Origin of the sequence: Scandinavium tedordense (assembly GCF_024764965.1) — a bacterium.
GTDB classification, from domain to species: Bacteria; Pseudomonadota; Gammaproteobacteria; order Enterobacterales; family Enterobacteriaceae; genus Scandinavium; species Scandinavium tedordense.
In genome coordinates, this window is sequence record NZ_JALIGG010000057.1 from 106,932 (window position 1) to 127,199 (window position 20,268).

General features: G+C 52.7%; 19 protein-coding genes and 1 pseudogene. 14 read left to right on the forward strand and 6 right to left on the reverse strand.

Annotated elements, in window-relative coordinates:
- The 4 genes from fliR to MUU46_RS16465 all read left to right on the forward strand — a co-directional run bounded on the left by fliR (position 1) and on the right by MUU46_RS16465 (position 5,017).
- Complete coding sequence (fliR, locus tag MUU46_RS16450; protein ID WP_159754876.1) at positions 1-774, forward strand: flagellar biosynthetic protein FliR; 774 nt, start codon at positions 1-3, stop codon at positions 772-774.
- Positions 767-1,900, forward strand: a complete 1,134-nt coding sequence (gene flhB / locus MUU46_RS16455) for a flagellar biosynthesis protein FlhB (RefSeq protein WP_159754873.1) — start codon at positions 767-769, stop codon at positions 1,898-1,900. Before fliR ends, flhB begins: the two co-directional genes overlap by 8 nt.
- Complete coding sequence (locus tag MUU46_RS16460) at positions 1,890-3,983, forward strand: flagellar biosynthesis protein FlhA (RefSeq protein ID WP_159754870.1); 2,094 nt, start codon at positions 1,890-1,892, stop codon at positions 3,981-3,983. The genes flhB and MUU46_RS16460 overlap by 11 nt, the downstream gene beginning before the upstream one ends.
- Before the next feature lie 62 nt (positions 3,984-4,045).
- Positions 4,046-5,017 carry a hypothetical protein gene (locus MUU46_RS16465; protein ID WP_258966080.1) on the forward strand — a complete coding sequence of 324 codons (972 nt, stop codon included), beginning with the start codon at positions 4,046-4,048 and terminating at the stop codon, positions 5,015-5,017.
- On the opposite strand, the gene MUU46_RS16470 is transcribed toward MUU46_RS16465, so the two are convergent.
- On the reverse strand, positions 5,014-5,835 hold the full coding sequence (locus MUU46_RS16470) for a C40 family peptidase (protein ID WP_258966081.1): 822 nt from the start codon (positions 5,833-5,835) through the stop codon (positions 5,014-5,016). The genes MUU46_RS16465 and MUU46_RS16470 overlap by 4 nt on opposite strands.
- A 348-nt stretch (positions 5,836-6,183) precedes the next feature.
- Between MUU46_RS16470 and lafA the strand changes: the two genes are divergently transcribed.
- The 9 genes from lafA to lafU all read left to right on the forward strand — a co-directional run bounded on the left by lafA (position 6,184) and on the right by lafU (position 13,578).
- A complete protein-coding gene (lafA, locus tag MUU46_RS16475; RefSeq protein WP_258966082.1) occupies positions 6,184-7,089 on the forward strand; it encodes a lateral flagellin LafA in 906 nt (301 codons plus the stop codon).
- 202 nt (positions 7,090-7,291) lie between these two features.
- The gene (fliD, locus tag MUU46_RS16480; RefSeq protein ID WP_258966083.1) at positions 7,292-8,593 is read left to right on the forward strand and encodes a flagellar filament capping protein FliD; all 1,302 of its coding nucleotides are present in this window, start codon (positions 7,292-7,294) and stop codon (positions 8,591-8,593) included.
- Between the two features lie 29 nt (positions 8,594-8,622).
- Entirely contained in the window at positions 8,623-9,015 is a 393-nt protein-coding gene (gene fliS, locus MUU46_RS16485) for a flagellar export chaperone FliS (protein WP_159754855.1), read from the forward strand.
- A 6-nt stretch (positions 9,016-9,021) separates the two neighbouring features.
- A complete protein-coding gene (locus MUU46_RS16490; protein ID WP_159754852.1) occupies positions 9,022-9,339 on the forward strand; it encodes a flagellar protein FliT in 318 nt (105 codons plus the stop codon).
- Positions 9,336-10,451, forward strand: a complete 1,116-nt coding sequence (locus tag MUU46_RS16495) for a flagellar hook-length control protein FliK (RefSeq protein ID WP_258966084.1) — start codon at positions 9,336-9,338, stop codon at positions 10,449-10,451. The genes MUU46_RS16490 and MUU46_RS16495 overlap by 4 nt, the downstream gene beginning before the upstream one ends.
- An 8-nt stretch (positions 10,452-10,459) precedes the next feature.
- Positions 10,460-10,921, forward strand: a complete 462-nt coding sequence (locus MUU46_RS16500; protein WP_159754846.1) for a flagellar basal body-associated FliL family protein — start codon at positions 10,460-10,462, stop codon at positions 10,919-10,921.
- 32 nt (positions 10,922-10,953) lie between these two features.
- A complete protein-coding gene (locus tag MUU46_RS16505; protein ID WP_159754843.1) occupies positions 10,954-11,667 on the forward strand; it encodes a FliA/WhiG family RNA polymerase sigma factor in 714 nt (237 codons plus the stop codon).
- Positions 11,668-11,710: 43 nt separating this feature from the next.
- Entirely contained in the window at positions 11,711-12,574 is an 864-nt protein-coding gene (gene motA / locus MUU46_RS16510; RefSeq protein ID WP_159754840.1) for a flagellar motor stator protein MotA, read from the forward strand.
- Positions 12,571-13,578: a putative lateral flagellar export/assembly protein LafU gene (lafU, locus tag MUU46_RS16515; protein WP_258966085.1), complete on the forward strand. Its 1,008-nt coding sequence runs from the start codon at positions 12,571-12,573 to the stop codon at positions 13,576-13,578. The genes motA and lafU overlap by 4 nt, the downstream gene beginning before the upstream one ends.
- 108 nt (positions 13,579-13,686) lie before the next feature.
- Here the strand turns inward: lafU and MUU46_RS16520 are convergent.
- The 3 genes and pseudogenes from MUU46_RS16520 to MUU46_RS16530 all read right to left on the reverse strand — a co-directional run.
- Positions 13,687-13,785 (reverse strand): annotated as a pseudogene (locus tag MUU46_RS16520) (DUF6016 domain-containing protein); the annotation flags it as partial.
- A gap of 75 nt (positions 13,786-13,860) precedes the next feature.
- Positions 13,861-15,498: a GGDEF domain-containing protein gene (locus MUU46_RS16525; RefSeq protein ID WP_258966086.1), complete on the reverse strand. Its 1,638-nt coding sequence runs from the start codon at positions 15,496-15,498 to the stop codon at positions 13,861-13,863.
- A 350-nt stretch (positions 15,499-15,848) separates the two neighbouring features.
- Positions 15,849-16,247 carry a DUF1090 domain-containing protein gene (locus MUU46_RS16530; RefSeq protein ID WP_258966087.1) on the reverse strand — a complete coding sequence of 133 codons (399 nt, stop codon included), beginning with the start codon at positions 16,245-16,247 and terminating at the stop codon, positions 15,849-15,851.
- 184 nt (positions 16,248-16,431) lie between these two features.
- On the opposite strand from MUU46_RS16530, the gene MUU46_RS16535 reads away from it, so the two are divergent.
- Positions 16,432-17,553: a ribosomal protein uL16 3-hydroxylase gene (locus tag MUU46_RS16535; RefSeq protein WP_159754811.1), complete on the forward strand. Its 1,122-nt coding sequence runs from the start codon at positions 16,432-16,434 to the stop codon at positions 17,551-17,553.
- 54 nt (positions 17,554-17,607) lie between these two features.
- Here MUU46_RS16535 and MUU46_RS16540 read toward each other — a convergent pair whose 3' ends face one another.
- Together MUU46_RS16540 and MUU46_RS16545 are read right to left on the reverse strand one after the other, a co-directional pair.
- Positions 17,608-19,002, reverse strand: a complete 1,395-nt coding sequence (locus tag MUU46_RS16540) for an MFS transporter (protein WP_159754808.1) — start codon at positions 19,000-19,002, stop codon at positions 17,608-17,610.
- A 58-nt stretch (positions 19,003-19,060) separates the two neighbouring features.
- Positions 19,061-20,149 carry a cellulase family glycosylhydrolase gene (locus MUU46_RS16545; RefSeq protein ID WP_159754805.1) on the reverse strand — a complete coding sequence of 363 codons (1,089 nt, stop codon included), beginning with the start codon at positions 20,147-20,149 and terminating at the stop codon, positions 19,061-19,063.
- Positions 20,150-20,268 lie beyond the last annotated feature (119 nt).

Below are 20,268 nucleotides of genomic sequence, written 5' to 3' on the forward strand. Positions count from 1 at the left end.
ATGGCACACACTGACATTGTACAATTCACAAACCTGATTCTCGGGATGTGGTTTCCGTTCGTCCGCATCATGACCTTCTTCCAGTTCAGCCCTGTCTTCAATAACCACGCGTTCACCATTCGCGTGAGGATTATGTTGTCCGGTGCGCTGACACTGATCATCACCCCGATGATCCCGCATCCTGTTCCGGATCAACTGTTCACGACCGTGCTGCTGACGCTGGAACAGTTCATCTGGGGCATGTTGTTTGGCATGATGTTGCAACTGGTATTTGAGATTTTACAAATGGCCGGGCAAATCCTCTCCTTTAACATGGGGATGAGTATGGCCACCATGAATGACCCTAGCAGCGGGGCCAACGTCGCGGTGCTGGGCGAGTTCATCAATATTTTCGCCATCCTGCTGTTTTTCATTATGGATGGGCATCTGTTGCTGGTCAGCATTTTGTACAAAGGGTTCACTTACTGGCCGATTGGCAACGCGCTGACGCCACAATCGCTGATGTCGGTGGCGATGGCATTCACGTGGGTGTTGTCGTCAGCCATGCTGCTGGCGCTGCCCACCACGTTTGTCATGCTGGTCGTGCAAATGTGTTTCGGTCTGTTGAACCGCATCTCCCCGTCGCTGAATCTCTATTCGCTCGGTTTTCCCATCAACATGTTAGCGGGACTGATCTGTTTTGCGGCCTTGATGTACAGCGTGCCGGATCACTATTTGCAGTTGGTTAATGCCGTACTGCATCAGCTCGATAAGCTGAAGGTGGCGCATGGCTGAGAGCAGCACCGAAGAAAAGTCAGAGAAACCCTCGGCACAAAAACTTCGTAAGGCCCGTAAGGATGGGCAGATAGCGCGTTCGAAAGATATGGGATTAGCCTCCACGCTGCTGGTCTCTTTCATCGTGGTCAGCAACTCGTTCCCGCTGTACGCCAGTTTTATCCGCGAGTGTTTCATTACCATCCATCAGTATGGGGTGCACATCAACGAGCCTGGTATCATTGCGCAATTCCTTAAGCATAATCTGCTGATCATGCTTAAGTTTAGCGTGACCCTGATACCGATCCCTGCCGCAGCGATCCTCGCCTCAATGGTGCCGGGTGGATTTGTGCTTTTGCCACAAAAGCTGCTACCCGATTTCGGCAAAATTAACCCTATCTCCGGTTTTGGTCGCTTTTTCTCGGCCGAGCATCTGGTTGAAACCGGGAAAATGGTGTTGAAGGCGCTGGTCGTGCTGCTGCTGATTTGGCTGAGCGTACGCAACAATTTTACGGCTTTCTTACGCTTGCAGGATATGTCATTCCAGCGCGCCGTAAGCCAGGGCCTGTCGATGTACCACAGCATTATGCTCAACTTTGTGATCCTGTTTGTGTTCTTCGCCCTCGTCGATGTCCCGTTGGCGAAAAAAATGTTCACCAACAAAATGAAGATGACCAAGCAGGAAGTTAAAGAAGAGCATAAAAATCAGGAAGGTAAGCCTGAGGTTAAAGCCCGTATTCGCCGCTTACAGCGTCAGATGGCCATGGGGCAGATCCGAAAAGTGGTACCCAATGCCGATGTGGTGATAACCAACCCAACGCACTTTGCCGTGGCATTAAAGTACGATCAGGATCGTGCGCAGGCCCCATTTGTGGTTGCCAAAGGCACTGAAGAAGTGGCGCTGTTTATTCGGCAGGTGGCGGGTGAACATAACATTGAAATCGTGGAGTTTCCGCGACTGGCCCGTTCGGTCTATTACACCACCCAGGTGAATCAGCAGATACCTTCTCAGCTCTACCGCGCCATCGCCCACGTTTTGACCTATGTCCTGCAGTTAAAGAACTGGCGTTCTGGTTCGCAGCAGCGCCCGCAGCTCAATCGCTATATCTCCATCCCTAAAGAGGTTCTGAAAACGGATGACGACTAAAAGTAAGCAATTACTGACCTACCTAAGCAAAGGACATCTGGCGATACCTCTGGTGTTGCTCTCGATCCTGGCGATGATCATCCTGCCACTGCCGCCGGCATTGCTGGATGTTCTGTTTACCTTCAACATCGTCCTTGCGGTCATGGTGTTGCTGGTTGCGATTTCCGCCAAGCGCCCTCTGGAATTCAGCCTGTTCCCGACTGTGTTGCTGGTGACCACGTTATTACGTCTGTCGCTTAACGTTGCCTCAACCCGTGTGGTCATGCTGTTTGGCCACGAAGGGGCGGGAGCCGCGGGTAAGGTGATCGAGTCATTCGGCCAGGTGGTCATCGGCGGTAACTTCGTCGTGGGCTTTGTGGTGTTTGTCATTCTGATGATCATCAACTTCATCGTGGTTACCAAGGGGGCTGAGCGTATTTCTGAAGTCTCGGCCCGCTTTACGCTTGATGCGATGCCAGGTAAGCAGATGGCGATTGATGCCGATCTCAACGCCGGCCTCATCAATCAGACCCAGGCCCAGACGCGCCGTAAAGAGGTTGCCAGTGAAGCAGACTTCTACGGTGCGATGGACGGTGCCTCGAAGTTTGTGCGTGGGGATGCGATCGCCGGGATGCTTATCCTGGCGATTAACCTGATCGGCGGAACCTGTATCGGTATCTTCAAATACGATCTGAGTGCCGAAGCCGCCTTCCAGCAATACGTGCTGATGACCATTGGTGACGGCCTTGTCGCCCAAATTCCTTCTCTGCTGCTGTCGACTGCCGCCGCGATCATCGTGACGCGAGTCAGCGATGCCGGGGATATTGCCAGCGAAGTCCGAAAGCAATTGCTGGCGACGCCATCGGTGTTGTACACCGCGGCGGGTATCATGTTTATCATGGCCATCGTGCCGGGCATGCCGCATCTGCCTTTCCTGATGTTCACGGGGCTGCTGGCATTTGGCGCATGGCGCATGAGCAAACGTCCTCAGGAAGCGGAAGAGGATACCCAGAATCTTGAAACGCTGACCAAGACCATCACCGAAACGGCAGAGCAGCAGGTCAGCTGGCAAACCATTCCGCTTATTGAGCCGATAAGTCTAAGTCTCGGGTATAAGCTGGTTTCGCTGATTGATAAAGAGAAAGGTAACCCGTTAACGCAGCGTATCCGTGGGGTTAGGCAGGTCATTTCAGACAGCAATGGCGTGCTGCTTCCGGAAATTCGGGTACGGGAAAACTTCCGCCTGAAGCCGACGGAATATGCCATTTTTATCAACGGTATCATGGCGGAAGAGGGGAATATCCCTTCGGGCAAGCTGATGGCGCTGCCGTCCAGCGAGGTGTACGGCGAAATTGAGGGCGCGCTGGGGAATGACCCGGCGTATGGCATGCCGGTGACCTGGATCCAAAATGAACAAAAGGCCAAGGCCCTGAATCTCGGCTATCAGGTGGTGGACAGCGCAAGTATTATCGCCACCCATGTCAATAAGGTGGTGCGTAACTTTATTCCGGATCTGTTCAACTACGACGACATTACGCTGTTGCATAACCGTCTCACCTCAATGGCACCGCGACTGGCAGAGGATCTGAATGCCGCCTTGAATTACAGCCAACTGTTGAAGGTATATCGACTCTTGCTGACGGAAGGCGTTTCGCTGCGTGATATTGTCACCATTGCTACGGTGTTGGTTGCCAGCAGTGCGGTAACGAAAGAGCCGCTGCTATTAGCCTCGGATGTGCGTCTGGCGCTGCGTCGCAGCATTACCTCCGATCTGCAACGTGATAAAGAACTGGCAGTCTATACCCTCAATAATGAACTGGAAAACTTGCTGACAAGCGTAGTGAATCAGGCGCAGCAGAGTGGGAAAGTGGCGCTGGATAGCGTCTCGGTCGATCCCAATATGCTCAGTCAGTTCCAGAATAATATGCCGCAGATTAAAGAGCAGATGAAAGCGGCAGGGCGTAATCCTGTGCTGCTGGTGGCGCCAATCTTGCGTCCGCTGCTGGCCCGCTATGCGCGACTGTTTGCTCCAGGATTGCAGGTGCTGTCTTACAATGAAGTGCCGGATGAACTTGAACTTAAAATCCTTGGTTCACTGAGCTAATCGCGTTGCTACGTTCTGGCATACACAATCTGAGCACCGCGGTACCGCAGGCACTGGGCGAGATGCTGGACAGTGTGCAGACTGAAAGTACCCAGGCAGAGGGGGAGGTCTCCTCTTCTGCCTCTGCGGTTTCGACGCCTCTCGAGCGGCCTTCTACATCCCCTTCCATGCCTTCCCTGGTAAAAAAAGAGATATTGAACGCTGCGCTTGCCTATCTTGAAAGTACAGAAGAGGGAAGGCCGCAGGAGATGCCTGCCGAATCAGTACCGAATGCTCCATTCAGCGAAGCGTTAATCCCTCCTCAAAAAGTGAATCCCGAACCGTTGCCCGCCGCACCGGAGTCGATGGCTGAAAATGCCGATCCTCGGACAGTGCTTCCTGATGCTCCTGCGCTGCCGCCTCGCCAACCCGACGCAAATCGAGGCAAGAGGACACTGGCGTTTCCGGTTCCCTTGGTTGAAGACCTTCCGGAACAGCCGACTCAGAGTGCATTGCCAGTGCAGGGGCGGTTATTTGAATCGCCAGCCCGCTTAATGGCGGCGCTGGTAGCTGATGAAGAACGGGAAATCATGTCAGCCCGTTTTCAGTATGCGGACGGCAAGGTGCGGCAGCAGCCAGAGAACACGCCACGCTCCCCCTCTTCGGAAAAGCAATCCGCAGAAGAAAAACCGGGCACATCGCTACTTACGCTGACCCAAAAATTACTTAAATTGGTGTCGGAGGAGCGGCAGCTACCGGCGAATGTCACGCCAGAGCAGCGGCATCCAACGACGGAGCAGGAGGGGATTGTTCAGGGGAAAACCTTCTTCTGGCATAAGCGAGACAAACAGCCAGGAGCACAAGCCTTAGAGGAGTGGGCGGATGCCCCCGGCATTGGTGATAAAAATGACGAAAGGAATGGACCGACGTGGCACCCATTTCCCCCAGCCACCGCTGATTCGCCAGAGCAAGCCTCGGCAGGGTTGTTAGCGGCGGTGGTGGTCAGCCTGCTTGCCACCCTGTTGGTCATTATTTTGCTGGTGCTGAATCTTTAGATCACGGTGTTATTGGTCAGAATGCGTCTGGCACCAAGGAAATGCTGTTGCCAGAAGACGTCCTGAAGCTGGCTCACCCGCACTGACTCCCCGGTGCGCGGTGACTCAATGAACTGTCCATGGCCGAGATAGACCCCCATATGATCGGCAAATTCACCATGAGAGTGAACGTGGAAAAACAGCAAATCCCCTCGACGTAAATCATTTCCAGCAACTTTTATCGCCCGCCGATAGTGATACATCTGATTGGCTGTGCGGGGCAGTTTGTCTGTCAGGACTTTGTTATAGGCATAAAACACCAGCCCGCTACAGTCAAAACCGGTATCAGGTGTAGTACCACCCCAGACATAGGGCTTACCTAATTGCACTTCCATTCGGTGGATAGCCACCTCAGTCATGTTATGCAGATGATCGTGGCTGAGAAATCCTTCATGTTCTTCTACAGCATCCCAACGGCTATCGCCCAGTTTCCAAGGGCCACGGAACCATTCAGGATGCGCTTTTACCTGACGGCGGTTCTCAGCCCGTTGTGCACGAGTGGAGGTTTCCAACGCGGCGATTTCCTTTGGCGAGGCCTTTTTATAGTCTACCCGGTAGTGATTCAGTAGCCTGGCCCGGTTCAACATACGTAAACGCGCGGCATAGCTTAGGGTGTCCACCGGAGCGGAATGGGGATGATGCACCGCATGCTTATGGCGATGGCCTCTCTGTGGTGTCTTAACCGTGCTTTTTGCACCCAGCGCGGTGGCAGGGAGTAAAGCGAGTGTCAGCAGCAGGATAGGGACTTTGCATCTGAATAATGAAGATAACGTTGGCATCACTGAAAATCTATTCACACATCTTTTACGCAACCGGGGAACATTTCCGGCAATGCTGGATGTTTATTATCCATTATTTTCGACTAACCTTTAACTCCTCGCTTTCTATTTTAGTGTGGCGTCCTGTTTATAAATAAATTATGGCGATTGTTTCAGCTAAATAATACATTGGATGGTGCCAGAAAATATCCTCTATGGACGTCATTGAATTTTTGTTTGTTTTATTTTTCCTTTAAAAACAGCTTGATGTGAATTTAATAATAAACTTTATTAAGTTTTCTGAATAACCTGCCGCATTTCTGGAGTACCGAAACGATGAATAAATGATTTTCAACAAGGAGCAGTATCATGTTATCGATCAATACTAACGTTGCCTCAATGGCTGCAGTTAACGCAATCAACAAATCAAACGCTTCCCTGGCAACTTCCATGGAGCGTCTGGCTACCGGTAACCGCATCAACTCTTCTGCAGATGATGCTGCTGGCAAGCAGATTGCAACTCGTCTGCAGACTCAGTCTGACGGTGATGCAGTAGCACAGCGTAACATCAGCGATGCAACCGCTATGCTGCAGACCGCTGATGGCATGTTCGATGAAATGACTGACGTTCTGGGTCGTATGAACGACCTCGCTACTCAGGCAGCGAACGGAACGTACAACGATGACGATCTGCAGGCAATGCAGGACGAGTACGACGAACTGGGTCAGCAGATGTCCGACATGCTGCAGAACACCACCTACGGTGGCACCAACCTGTTCGGTACTTCTGGTACTAACAGCAACACCGGTGAAGATGGCCTGTTCCAGAGCGCCGTGACCTTCCAGGTAGGTGCAGAATCTTCTGACACCATCACCGTAGACATCTCTGCGCAGCTGGGTAAGCTGGTTACCGATCTGGGTGCAGTGAGCCAGTCCTTCTCCGCTGATCAGACTACCAACACCGCTTCCGGTGGTCTAGAACTGACTGCTTCCGGCGATGCGCACGGAGCAATGGACAACATCTCTACTGCAATGGATGACATCAGCAACATCCAGTCCAGCCTGGGTGCTTCTATCAACCGTCTGAACGACACCGCTGCTAACCTGACCAACATGAAAGACAACACTGACGTGGCTATCGGTAACATCATGGATACCGACTACGCAACTGAAGCGTCTAACATGACCAAACAGCAGGTTCTGATGCAGACCGGTATCACCATGCTGAAGCAGTCCAACAGCACCAGCAGCATGATCTCCAGCCTGCTGCAGTAATTCCTCTTCCGAGGCTTACATGGCGCTTTAACGTCATATCAAAACACCGCCAGCGGCGGTGTTTTTTTTCGGCCATGTCAGGCTTCCCGGACCTTCCTCTGGACGGAAGGGATCTTTCCTTTAAGAAATATCCGCATGAAATATAAAGATAAAATTATTGGCACGGATATTGCTTTAATAAGAAATCACCCACGGAGTCATCATGATTAACCCAAGAACTATTGCGAAAGAAGTGGCGTATGCCGACATTGCGACTCAGGCAAGCCAGGTCCAGAAACAGCAAGCAGATGTCGATGCAGAAAATGCCGGTCTGGATACGCTTTCAACCTCAATCAATGATTTTGAGACGGCTGTAGACGGGCTGAACAGTGCTGAAAATGGTGTTGTGGTCAATACCGCGACCGCCAGCGATGAGTCTGTTACGACCTCGGCGAACTCTGAAGCGCAGCCAGGTACGTACTCCTTCTATGTGACACAGCTGGCGCAAACGCAGCAGGACTCCTTCGCGATGGCGGATGACACCATTCCTGCTCAGGGAACCGTGACCCTTACGATGGGTGATTCTGCGATGGACATCGATTTGGCGTCAGCGGACAGCGATGGTGATGGCTATCTGGACGGCAATGAGCTGGTGGATGCGATCAATGACTCCGATGAAAACCCGGGTGTCACCGCGACACTGATGAAAACGGATGATGGCAACACCATCATGCTCTCCTCCGATCAAAGCGGTGCAGCCAGTGCGTTCACCGTTTCTGTTTCCGGCAACAACGATCTGCAATCGGCCGTCGACACCACCGGACAAACCCTGAGTTCAGCCCAGGATGCGGTCCTTCATCTCGGTACGGCCGATGGCCCGCAAATCAGTAGCAGTACTAACACCTTTGACGATGTGATTCCTGGCGTCAGCATGACCTTCTCGGAAGTCACCACCGATGAGCCCGTCACTATTACCGTGGCTCAGGATACGTCTGCTTCTCAGGCGCAGGTGCAAGTGTTTGTCGACGCGTATAACACCCTGGCCGATACCATCGATGACCTGACCGATGTCGGTTCCGGTGGATCTGCCGGCGGCGTATTCGCCGGTGATGCTGGCCTGAAGTCGCTGAGCAGTCAGATGAACCAGATTGTTCACGCCGACTACAACGGTTATTCCATCATCGATTACGGCATCACTCTCGACTCCAATGGGCACCTGACCATTGATTCTTCGACCTTTGACGAAGCGATGAAAGAGAATCCGGAAGGGTTGACCGACATCTTTGTGGGTGATGACGGGATGATTGCTCAGTTCGATGACCTGATGGATACCTACACCAACTCCTCTGACGGCATCATCACTACCCGTCAGCAGTCGCTTGACGACAAACAGGACAAAATCGACACCCAGACGGACAAATTGCAAGAGACCTACGAACAGGATTACGAGCGCTATCTGTCCGAGTACACCAACACCATGATTGAAGTGTACAGCATGAAAATGAGCATGGCGGCGTTCGGCTAACCCTGCATTGAATAAAAGGTAAAAAGATTATGTACGGCTCCCAAGACGGGTATTCGCAATATAAAGAGATGGATTTGGCGTCAAGAACCGCCTCCGCATCACCGCTCGATTTGGTGCTGGTGTTGTACTCCGGGCTGCTCGATGAGCTGGAACGTGCGAAGAGCCACATTGAAGGCAAACGTTACGAACGAAAAGCGCAAAGCATCAACAAATGCATCGATATTCTCAATGCGTTGACCAGTTCACTGGAGTTCGAAACCGGTGGGGAGCTGGTACAGAATCTGGCCCGTTTATATGACCACTGCGTCTACCGCCTGTACGAAGCCAGCAGCGAGTTGAGCATCGAAAAAGTGGACGAGGTGGTGCAGATCCTGCGCAACCTGCATGAAGGTTGGGAAGGTCTCTCGAAGAAGCTGGGGTAAGCCTGAATGTCCAGTGAAGCATTACGCAGCCAGCTGCGGGCTTTAATTGATGAGATGAGCGTCGCGCTTGATCAGCAGCGCTGGCGTCGCATGCCAGGACTACATCAGCAGGTTATGGCGGTATTTGCCGAATACGAAGCGCAGGAAAGTTCTGCGCTTCAGTTGCAACAGACCAAAGAAATGCTGCATGACGCGTTCGGCAGCCTCATTGAGCGCCGGGAATCTCGAGCCGCGCTACTGAAAAAACGTATGTCAGAGCATCAAAGTAATAAAGAAGGGATGCTGGCTTATTCGATGGTCAATTTATTCACGGAGCAGGAATGAATTCAGTACAGCCGGCAGTCTCTGCGCTGCTGGAAAAAACGGAGTCTTCGACCGCGGTTCAGCCGCAGAACGATGCCGTGGGTGATTTTTCTCTCGATAACACGGCATCTGGCGTGGTATCCCGGCATCGTGCCCAGCCTGCTAAAGAAGAGAGCCAGAAAGAGGATGTTATCGCTCAGGATCTCAGTGCGCTTATGGCTACCTTGTTAACCCCACCCGCTGCAACGAAAGAGAGCCAGGCCCCAGGCCCGGGTTCTGCAATGCTGAAAACCACCGCGCTGGCTGGTGCGGATGCGCGTTCACTGGTGAAGTTGATGGGCATGGTTTCCACGAAAAGCGAAGCGGGTGACGCAGGCTCTTCGGAAGCTATGCTGCCTCAGGCGTTACAGGCGCTGCTCAGTAAAACCAGCGATCGGGCGCCGGAAGGCAACGCAGCCCAGCAGGCGAAGCTCGCAAAACTTGCTGTACAGAATTTGCACAGTATCGGCAGCGCTCAGCGAACGACAACAGCGGCAGCCACAAACAACGCCACGCTTCATGAGAGTCTGCATACCGCATTGAAAACTACGTCATCCGACCATGCTGTAAATGTCAGCCGTCAGCCAGACGAGACGCCGTTGATGACCATTGCCGCGATGAACGATCTCTCTTCACGTCCGGTTAGCGGAACGGATTCACCGTTGCCAGTGCTGGCGACGCCGGTCACTCATACCGATATGGATGATTTGGGCGAGAAGCTCAACAACATGCTCAAGGACCGGATCCAGTTCCAGTTGGATAACCAGCAACAGATGTCCACCATTCGTCTTGATCCGCCATCGATGGGCAAGCTGGAGATCGTCGTGCATCTTGACGGCAATCAGAACCTGAATGTGCACATCGGGGCGAGCCAGACGGAAGTGATGAAGACCCTGCAACAGTTCTCCGATCATCTGCGTCAGCACCTGGTTCAGCAAAACTTCATGCAGGTGAACGTACAGGTTTCGCCTGACGGACAGTCTCAGCAGCAACACCAACAGCGTCAGGATGAAGATGTCACCATTCTGTCATCCAAGGATTTTGACGACGCTCCCGAATTGACCCAGAACGAAAACGTTCTGCTTAAAGTTTAAATAAAACAATGAAAAAGATTATTGCCGCCAGCCTTATCAGCGCCTGTCTCGTCGTCCTTATTGGCGGTGGTGCGGGCTACTACCTCATGAAATCGGGCAAGTTAGGCCACATGACGTCGGTCTCAGTCCAAAAAGAAGCGCCAGTCGACAAGGCTAACCTGACGTTCATTTCGCTTCCGGAAACGGTCGTGACGCTCAACGACAGCAACGGTGGGCACCACTACGTGCTGATGGCGCTGGCGCTGGGCGTGAGCGAGAAAGAGAAGCAGAACATCGTCCGTGACGACGAGTCGCTGTATCAGAGCATTATCGTCAGCACGTTATCGCAGAAAAGCTTTGACGATATTCAGTACATGACGGTTCCCGATATTCGCGATCTGTTGGCGAAGGCGCTGAGAAGTGAGTTGCAAAACCGCCATATGGATCCCCCATTCTGTGATGTTCTGGTGACGAAAGCAGTCTTCCAGTAGCAGCCGGCCGTAGAGAAATGTGAAAGTAAACGATGCAGCAAGAGTATGAAGGGCAAGCGTTCCAGGTAACGCTCCAGATGACACCACAGGAAGAAAATCAGCACCTTATGGGCTGGCTTCCTCTGGTGCGCAAAATAGTTCGCCAGCTGTCGCATCAATGCAGTCACATCATTGATCGACAGGATATGGAGCAGATAGCGCTGATGGGTTTACTCAGCGCTATTCGCCGTTATGGCGTACCGGATGAAAACTTTGCCGGATATGCCAGCCAACGCATTCGAGGGGCGATCCTCGATGAACTTCGTAGTCTTGACTGGCGTCCGCGACAGCTACGACAAAAATACCATCGCATCAAAGACTTGATCCGAACGCTACGTCAGCAACTCGGTCATGAACCGGAGTGGAGCGAACTGGCTCCCCACGGGATTGATGCCAACGAGTATCAGGAATATCTACAGCTGGAAAACGCGGAAACAATGTCCAGCCTGGATGAACTGTTGTCCACCGATCAGGACGAGCAGGTGTTCCATGGCCGTCGGCTTGAAGAACAATTCATTACTCAGGATCTCCTCAGCAAGGCGCTCGCGCAGCTGACGGAGGTCGAAGGGCAAGTCTTGGCAATGTACTACCAGAAGTGCATGAATCTTAAAGAGATAGCGCTGGTGTTAGGGGTGACTGAATCCCGCGTGTGCCAAATGAATAAACGGATCATGGAAAAGATCCGTGCATTTTTTTATCAGGAATAAACGGCAGCGATTAACCGCTGTCAGTGATTGAATTGAGGGTGTCATGCAAAAAATATTGGGGTTACTCGTAGTGCTGGTTTGTGTCTTCGGTGGTTATTTTGAAGCCGGTGGACAGCTGGTGGCTATCTGGCAACCTGCGGAAATGATCATCATTATTGGTGCGGGGGCAGGGGCGATGATCATTGGCAACCCTATGCACGTCCTGAAGGAAATTTTCCACCAGATCAAAGGCGTTATCAGCAAAAAGCAAATGGGGCCGGAATTTCAGCGTCAGATGCTGTTGTGCCTGTATGAACTGCTGGAAACCGTGCAGAACGGCGGCCTGCGTGCGCTCGATCAGCACATCGAACAGCCAGCGGAAAGTACCATTTTCCAGAAATACCCGCTGGTGCTGACTCAGCAGCGTCTGGTGACATTTATTGCCGATAACTTTCGCCTGATGGCGATGGGAAAAATTGACGCCCACGAGCTGGAAAGTATTCTCGATCAGGAACTGGAAACCGCAGAAGAATCCCTGCTGACGCCATCCCGTTCGTTACAACGTACAGCGGAAGCGATGCCGGGTTTTGGTATCTGTGCGGCGGTTCTGGGCATCATCATCACCATGCAGTCAATCGATGGCTCGATTGCGCTGATTGGTCTGAAAGTGGCGGCGGCGCTGGTGGGAACCTTCATGGGCGTCTTCATCTGTTACTGCATCATGGATCCCCTTTCCAACGCCATGGAACTGCAGGCGCGTGCTGAACACTCCCTGCTGGAGTGCGTGCGTACCGTGCTGGTGGCGCAGGCGGCGGGCAAACCCACACTGCTGGCGGTGGACGCCGGTCGTAAATTACTGCATCTGGCCTCGAAGCCGACCTTCTCCAATCTTGACTCCTGGGTCAACACGATGCTGGAGCAGGAATGAGTGTAAGAAACAGACCCGGCCGTCGGGAGCGAATGCCCAACAAAACCATCATCCGCCGACAGGTCAAAAAAGGCCATGCGGCCCACCACGGCGGGGCGTGGAAAGTCGCGTTTGCTGACTTCACCCTCGCCATGATGGCGCTATTTATGACGCTGTGGATTGTCGGCAGCGTCAGCAAGAAAGAGCGCGCGCAGGTCGTGGCTGCGTTGTATAACCAGTCCATCTTTCACGGCGGCGGCATGACGCCACTCAACAACATCTCCGCCACGCTGCACCCGATTCATTCCCAGGGCGTCCACGGGGCGTTGGCAAACCGGATTGCGCACGCCAATGCGCATCCCAGTACGGTCATGAACAACCAGCTGAATATGCCTATCAGAAGCACGGAAAACACAGCCCTGTTGAAGCAAAAGAATGCGCATGAATTAGGGGAGCTGGCGACCACTATTTATAACATTGCTCAGAAAGCAAAGATGGAAGCGAACCTCGAGATTGAAATTGTGCCTCAAGGCCTGCGCGTGCTTATCAAAGATGATAACCATCACCAAATGTACTCCGTCGGCAGCACCCGGATTTCACCGTATTTTAAAACGCTGTTGACGCAGTTGACGCCGGTATTTGATTCGCTGGATAACAAAATGATCATCACCGGACATACCGATGCACTGAAGTACCGTGGTGGCCATTACAATAACTGGAATCTGTCAGGCGATCGTGCGCTGGCGGCGCGCCAAATCCTGGAAGAGGCGGGTATGCCAAATGGGAAGGTTTTGCAGGTTAACGCCATGGCAGATCAGATGCTGCTTGATAAAGCCAACCCGAAGAATGAAGCGAACCGTCGTATTGAAATCATGATCCTTACGAAAACCGCCTCAGATACCTTAAAAGACTTCTTCGGCCAGGATGGGGACAAAGTCGCGCATCCTGCAACGCCTGCGCTACAGAGTGTAAAAGCCATTATTCCACCTGCCACAGCGGCCAATATTCCGGTCGCTCATCGGTAAAAATAGTCTGACTTTTCTTTTCATTTACCTTCTGGTACGGCTTTCTCTAATGGGAAAGCCGTTTTTTTTTAGGCGAATGCAGACTACTGCGGCGGTATCTAACCACTCGCTTAGCGGGAATAGCAGCTCAACAGTGTGCGGGTGACGATGAGGACTCTCGGCGGTGCCAGGTTCCATGGCAATCACCAGACGCTGAACGCGGGGTGATCGTTACAATTGGCATGTAGCCCCCCAGGAACAGGGCATTCCTGGGGGGGGGGGGTTATCAAGTTTTAAGCAGGCTTAAGCCCACGATACGCGATCGCGTCCATCGGATTTTGCCTGATATAGCGCCGTGTCGGCTTTTTCCAGCAGCGTTTCGATAGACGCATCATCAACCTGAACAGCACCGAAGCTAGTCGTGATACCGACCTGATTGCCATCGGGCGCGACAAAGCGCATTGCACGAATATTCTCCTGGAAACGAGCCAGAATTTTTTGCGCCAGCACGTCTGAACCGGCGTTGAACATCACCGCGAACTCTTCACCCCCGAAGCGGGCGACAAAGTCCCCGGTGCGGCAGTTGCTTTGCAGCGTGCGCGCCAGGCCAATCAGCACTTCGTCCCCGAAGGGATGGCCCCACGTGTCGTTAACCCGTTTGAAGTGATCGACGTCGATAATCGCCAGCCAGATTGAGGCGCCATCTGGAAGTTGTTCCGGAAGTTGAGCGACCTGTTCATTGAAGAAACGACGGTTGCCAATCCCCGTCAACGGATCTTCATTCATCTTGCGGGTCAGCACTTTGGTTTCTGCTTTTTGCTGCTTAAACACGCCGTCTAATAGATCGATGGATTTGAACAAATTCTGGATTTCCGCCGCATCTTCCGCGTCGGTGCCTTTTTTATTGATGTTGTCATCAATCACATTGCGGATGGTTTCGTTCAGCGTCAGGAGTGGTTTCAGCACCCGCAAATTAATAAAGATGCAGATGGTGATAATGATGCACAACAGGGCAATCAGAGAGACGATAACCTCGACCAGACGTGAGAAGGACTGTTCGGTCTGGTTCGCGAAAAAGTTGCCCAAATTGTCGAGATATTTTTGTTCCAGGAACTGGAAACTGCTCAAGCCTTCGCGATATTGAATCGAAAAATTCACCGCATCGATATGCTTAAGGCCGTTATAGGTCATCTGATTGTCGACGGACTTAATCAGAAATTCGGTTTTGTTATTGTAATCATCGCGCGCGCGTTGCAAATCACCGCTCAGCGCCGGGTTTTCTTTCAGGCTGCCAAGCATCAGCCACAATACGTTCAGACGCGCCTGGCGTTTAGTGGTGGCAGTCAGATCGGCTGACGAAATGGGAATGTCATAACGCAGGGAGTACAGATAGGGCGTCGCCATTCGGCCCAGCGTATCCCTGATTTCGCCAAGGGAAAGTAGAGTATAGAAATAACCGGTGCCCGCAATGTCTCTGCTGGCATAATTCATCGATACCGAAATCGTGAGTTTATTAAAGGCTCCGGTGGCGTCCAGCAGGACGTTCATCGCACGGTAGACTTCAGTCGATGTTTTATGTGGCATCGTCATCACGTCATCGACTTTGCGTCGGGCGATGCTCAGACCCTCTTCGGCATCTGCGACCTCATCGGAGAGTTCGGGAATCGCTTTGAGCTGTTTAAGGGATTCATCGGTTTTCTCCCGAGCCATCGTCAGGGCGGTTTTGGCGTGTAGCGCATCCTGGGCCGATTCCAGCAAATATTCGTTCGAGTAACCCCGTTCATTGCCCATCAGGTGATTGGCATTCAGCATCATCTTGATGGTGTTGAATTTCTCGGCGCGCTCGCGGGCGGCAATGTAGTGCTGGGAGACCGTCGAGATTTGCCACCAGCTCAGCACCGTTGAAATCAGTGCCACCGCGCAGGACAGGGCAATGAGCATCCTCATTATCTCGGCATTTTTTAAAATTTTCTTACTTTTGCTCATGCGTGCGTTTGCCTGGAAATGAAAGCGGTGAGTACCTTCTGTCTAACGGAAAGCGGAAATCAACGCATTGCATAAACAATAAAGATTGCCACTGAGAGAATATTCAGAAAAGGTTTAACGGTGTCAGGCGAGATAAAACAGAGGCGCTGACAGTAAGTCGTTTAATATAAACACTATCCTATGATTATATAATGGATGAAGAGGTGGCCTGAGACTGGAGTTGTTTATAATTAAATGGTTGGCCGGAAGTGTCTTATTTTTTCATGAGAGGGTAACGAACAGAAAATCGCCCGAAGGCGATTTCGTTATTTATTCAATTCAGCTTTCGCGTCGGCTAATTCGTGTTTAGCGTCATCCAGTTTTTCCTGCTTTTTCTGAATCTTATCCGTGCGTCCCGACGCTTTTGCTTCGGTCAGTTCCTGCTCGCGCTCGGCAACCTTTTGCTCTTTTTTACGCACGTCAGCTTCACGTTCTGCGCGCAGTGACGCGTCGGTACAATTGGCAGAAACTTCTGACAGCGCTTTTTCGAGCCCGGCAATGCGGTAGCTGTTGTTATGCGCTTTGGCATAGTCTATCTGCTGTTGGATCTCGTCTTTCTTCGCGGCACAGCCGGTCAGGTTTGACTGGGCAAAGGCAGAGGCGACGGGCAGTGCCAGCAAAAGCAGGGCAACGGTTGTTTTCCTGGTGATAACAGCGAACGTCATGGTTTTACACTCCGTGTTCAGTAACGTGAGGATTATCTTACCCGACAGTTCTTAATGATTTCTTAAATCCCCCTAAAAAATACGGGATGATTCATTTTTTCGCCAACCCTTGACCCTCAACAAGGTCGTCCCTGGCCACATTTTGCATAATCACCACCGTTTATCCTCTTACTGGTGTGATTGTATGGTTAACCAACTGAACCTTAACTGGCCCGAGTTTTTAGAGAAATATTGGCAGAAACAGCCCGTTGTGTTGAAAAATGCCTTCCCAAACTTTGTTGACACGATCACGCCAGATGAGCTGGCAGGCCTTGCAATGGAGCCAGAAGTCGACAGCCGTCTGGTCCGTCAAACTGACGGACAATGGGACGCCAGCCATGGTCCGTTCGAGGATTTCGACGGTCTGGGCGAAACCGGCTGGTCGCTGCTGGCTCAGGCGGTCAACCACTGGCATGCGCCGTCGGCGGAGCTGGTGCGTCCGTTCCGCGTGCTGCCGGACTGGCGTCTGGACGACCTGATGATCTCCTTCTCGGTGCCGGGCGGTGGTGTTGGCCCGCACATCGATAACTACGATGTGTTTATCATTCAGGGCATGGGCCGCCGCCGCTGGCGCGTGGGTGATGCTATCCCAATGCGTCAGTTCTGCCCGCATCCAGCGCTGCTGCACGTTGATCCCTTTGAACCGATTATCGATGTTGAAATGGAGCCTGGCGATATTCTCTATATCCCACCTGGATTCCCGCATGACGGATACACATTTGAAAACACGCTGAACTACTCCGTGGGCTTCCGTGGACCGAACGGTCGCGACCTGATCAGCAGCTTTGCTGATTACGCGCTGGAAAACGATCTCGGTGGCGCGCATTACGGCGACCCGGAATTGACCGTCCGCGAGCATCCGGGCAAGGTTGAAGCACATGAGCTTGAGCGTCTGCGTAACATGATGATCGACGTTATCAGCCAGCCGGAAGATTTCGCGCAGTGGTTTGGCCGTTTCGCATCTACGCCGCGCCACGAGCTGGATATTGCCCCGGCAGAGCCACCCTATGCGCAAGAAGAAGTGCTGGATGCGCTGACGGGCGGTGAAATGCTGGTTCGTCTGAGCGGTTTGCGCGTACTGCACATTGGTGACAGCTTCTTCATCAATGGCGAAGGCTGGGAGGCGGTAGACGCCAAAGCCGCCGACGCGCTGTGCCGATTCTCCGAACTCGGCCAACAGGAACTGGGCGATGCGCTGCAAAACCCGGCGTTTATCGCCGAGCTGACAGCCTTCATTAACCAGGGTTATTGGTACTTCGACGAGTAAGATTTTTGAAGCGAGTGCCCGGCAAACGAAGTACCGCCGGGCATTTCTCTCAAATTAATTCGCTGAAACCGGGCGCGGATCCAACGCCGGTTTTTCCGCTTCATCCTCACGGGCATGACGCCGTTCTGCCAACAGGCGACAAATCTCTGCGTGCTTCTCCTCGGTGAAGGTAAAGCGCGACATAAACCCTAAACGAATCAACGAACCGATAGCGGGCAACAGGCAAATCCCAAAGAAAAGGCCGTTCAGGACCGAGTCACTCTGGCTTTGCGCCTGCGGCACATAGCCAATCATGGTCAGGAAAACCCCAATCAGGCCGCCGCCCACTGCCACTGACATCTTGCCGGTAAATGTCTGCCCGGAGAAGGTAATCGCCGCACAGCGTTTATGGGTGTGGTATTCGGCATACTCAATGGTATCGGCAATCATCGAGGAGGTCAGGAGGTTGGTCATCATGACAAAGATGGTGCTCAGCCCCAGCAGCAGGAACAGTATCACCGTGTGCTGATACCCGGCAAACCACATCACCACCCGCACCGCGACATCCAGTCCGCAAAGGAGCATAAACAGCTTCCGCTTCTGCATCCTGCGCGTCAGCATCGGCGCGACCAGACAGATAACCGCCGCGGCAATTCCCATCACCCCGATAATCATTTGCAGGCTGGCATCGCCCATGTTGTAGATGAAGAAGTAAATATAAATGCCGTTGGCGACGTTATGGAACACGCAGAAAAAGAATGACAGCAGAATGATAAACAGTGGCTTGTTCTGGCGTAAGTTGTGGAACGTGTCGCGCATGGTGACCTTTTCCGGGCTCGGCGGTACACGCTCCTTTATCTGCATAAAGCCGTTGAGCATCAGCGGCAGACCAACCAACATCATTACCAGCGCCGCCATAAAGTAGCCTTTATCGTTGCTGTATTGCGCGAAGAAGGCCGTCAGTTTGGGGAAGAAGATATTGGCACAGGCAATACCTGTATTGACCCCGAGCATCGCGGCCGTCACTGCACGCGTGCGCTGGGCGGAGTCGTTGGTCATCACTGATGACATCGACCAGAACGGAATATCGGAAATGGCGTACAGTGTGCCCCACAAAATATAGGTCACCCCGGCGTACAGAATTTTGGTGGTGGTGTCGGCCTCAATTTTATAGAACGACAGCAGGGTCACGCCGGTTATCAGCAGTGGCGCAATCAGCATAAAGTGACGGAATTTGCCGAAGCGGCTGTTGATGGTGTCCATGATGCTGGCAAACAGCGGGTCGTGAATCGCATCCCAGGCGCGGGCGATAAGGAAAATGGTACTGGCGGCGAGGGCGGAAATCCCCAGCACATCGGTATAAAAATAGTTAATGAACGAACCCACTAAACCAAAGCTAAAACACTGACCTAAACCATAGCCAAAATAGGACCACAACTCGCGTGACGGTATTTTCATTGTAATTGCCATAGTGCGTACCTTTCGTCCCGGTGGCGAACCACCGGGTTAGCTAACATTATTCGTGTTATTAACGAGCAGGGTGCAAGCCGATTTTGCTCAGTTTCCGCACCAGATCCATTTCCGTTTTTGAGAAAGGAATACCGTTCTCTTCAAAGACGTCGTGGAACCACAGGCGGCAATAGTCCGGTGAGTTAGTCATCACTACCGGCCATGGAAGCCAGGTCTGGGTTTTCCCGCGCACCAGTCCCCATTGGTACGGCGCGACGTTGGCGGCATGCATCAGCGGTAACTGTTCTTCGATGGTGCTGCCTACGTGGCGTGCCAGCCATTCGGTACAGAACATCGGGCGGCCCAACTGCTCGAGTTGGTGAATGATGGCGACCATTCGCGCGGTGTTGGTGTAAGCGTGGAAGCTGACCACGTCGGAGAGTGCCAGCGCGGTCTGGTCCAGCGGATGCTGATAGTAAGTTTCGTTTTCCTCTTCCGGTGGCAAACGCCACGCGCAGACGGTGAGCGGTTGCTCAGGATCCTCATCGCGCACCCACTCAAACGCGCGCTGCATCAGTTCGTGCGCGTAGTTTTCCAGCTTTTCGTCATACTGCACTTCGACGGTGCCGGTAGCGAAAATCCCGCGGTTGCCCGGCTCGTTGTACAGATCCCACAACAGCACGCGTTTATCGCTGCGGAATTCGCGCACGATGTCACGCACGTAGCGTTCAATCTGCGGCCATTCGTCGCGATCGCACACTTTCGCCCGGCCCGGACTCGCCGCCGCCTGGCTGTTGTGTTTTCCCGGCACCGGGGCTTTTTGTTGGCCGAGATACGGCTCGTCGCCGGAAAAGCCACAGTCGTCCATTAGCGTCAACATGGTGCTGAAACCGTGGCCGTCGGCAATCTGTAAGAAGTGATGGATACGCGCCATCAGCCCGTCGCGGTCATGCTCCCAAACGATAAACGGCAGATTGATGCGCAGCGAGTTGTAGCCCGCCTCCGCCGCCCAACCGAGTTCGCGCTCGATGGTCGGCGCGTCAAAGGTCTCTTTCTGCCAGATATCGGTCCAGTTCACCGCGCTCGACGGCAGATAGTTAAAGCCGCACAGCCAGCCACGCTGCTGATACCACGCTTGCGCCTGCGCTTGAGTCCATTGTGATTTCATTGTTAACCTCATTGACTGATAATGTTTAGCTAATAAATATTAGCCGACGGATAAATGAGCAAATGGCGAGTGGTAAAAAAGCGAACAGCGTCACAAAGTCGATGCTCAGAGCGCCAGGA

Bases quoted from the DNA above. Each gene is read 5' to 3' on its own strand.
- fliD (WP_258966083.1), top strand. From the start codon at position 7,292: ATGATTAACCCAAGAACTATTGCGAAAGAAGTGGCGTATGCCGACATT.
- fliR (WP_159754876.1), top strand. From the start codon at position 1: ATGGCACACACTGACATTGTACAATTCACAAACCTGATTCTCGGGATG.
- MUU46_RS16465 (WP_258966080.1), top strand. From the start codon at position 4,046: ATGCTGGACAGTGTGCAGACTGAAAGTACCCAGGCAGAGGGGGAGGTC.
- MUU46_RS16535 (WP_159754811.1), top strand. From the start codon at position 16,432: ATGGTTAACCAACTGAACCTTAACTGGCCCGAGTTTTTAGAGAAATAT.
- MUU46_RS16460 (WP_159754870.1), top strand. From the start codon at position 1,890: ATGACGACTAAAAGTAAGCAATTACTGACCTACCTAAGCAAAGGACAT.
- flhB (WP_159754873.1), top strand. From the start codon at position 767: ATGGCTGAGAGCAGCACCGAAGAAAAGTCAGAGAAACCCTCGGCACAA.
- MUU46_RS16495 (WP_258966084.1), top strand. From the start codon at position 9,336: ATGAATTCAGTACAGCCGGCAGTCTCTGCGCTGCTGGAAAAAACGGAG.
- MUU46_RS16490 (WP_159754852.1), top strand. From the start codon at position 9,022: ATGTCCAGTGAAGCATTACGCAGCCAGCTGCGGGCTTTAATTGATGAG.
- MUU46_RS16530 (WP_258966087.1), bottom strand. From the start codon at position 16,247: ATGACGTTCGCTGTTATCACCAGGAAAACAACCGTTGCCCTGCTTTTG.
- motA (WP_159754840.1), top strand. From the start codon at position 11,711: ATGCAAAAAATATTGGGGTTACTCGTAGTGCTGGTTTGTGTCTTCGGT.
- lafU (WP_258966085.1), top strand. From the start codon at position 12,571: ATGAGTGTAAGAAACAGACCCGGCCGTCGGGAGCGAATGCCCAACAAA.
- lafA (WP_258966082.1), top strand. From the start codon at position 6,184: ATGTTATCGATCAATACTAACGTTGCCTCAATGGCTGCAGTTAACGCA.
- MUU46_RS16545 (WP_159754805.1), bottom strand. From the start codon at position 20,149: ATGAAATCACAATGGACTCAAGCGCAGGCGCAAGCGTGGTATCAGCAG.
- MUU46_RS16500 (WP_159754846.1), top strand. From the start codon at position 10,460: ATGAAAAAGATTATTGCCGCCAGCCTTATCAGCGCCTGTCTCGTCGTC.
- MUU46_RS16505 (WP_159754843.1), top strand. From the start codon at position 10,954: ATGCAGCAAGAGTATGAAGGGCAAGCGTTCCAGGTAACGCTCCAGATG.
- fliS (WP_159754855.1), top strand. From the start codon at position 8,623: ATGTACGGCTCCCAAGACGGGTATTCGCAATATAAAGAGATGGATTTG.
- MUU46_RS16470 (WP_258966081.1), bottom strand. From the start codon at position 5,835: ATGCCAACGTTATCTTCATTATTCAGATGCAAAGTCCCTATCCTGCTG.
- MUU46_RS16540 (WP_159754808.1), bottom strand. From the start codon at position 19,002: ATGGCAATTACAATGAAAATACCGTCACGCGAGTTGTGGTCCTATTTT.
- MUU46_RS16525 (WP_258966086.1), bottom strand. From the start codon at position 15,498: ATGCTCATTGCCCTGTCCTGCGCGGTGGCACTGATTTCAACGGTGCTG.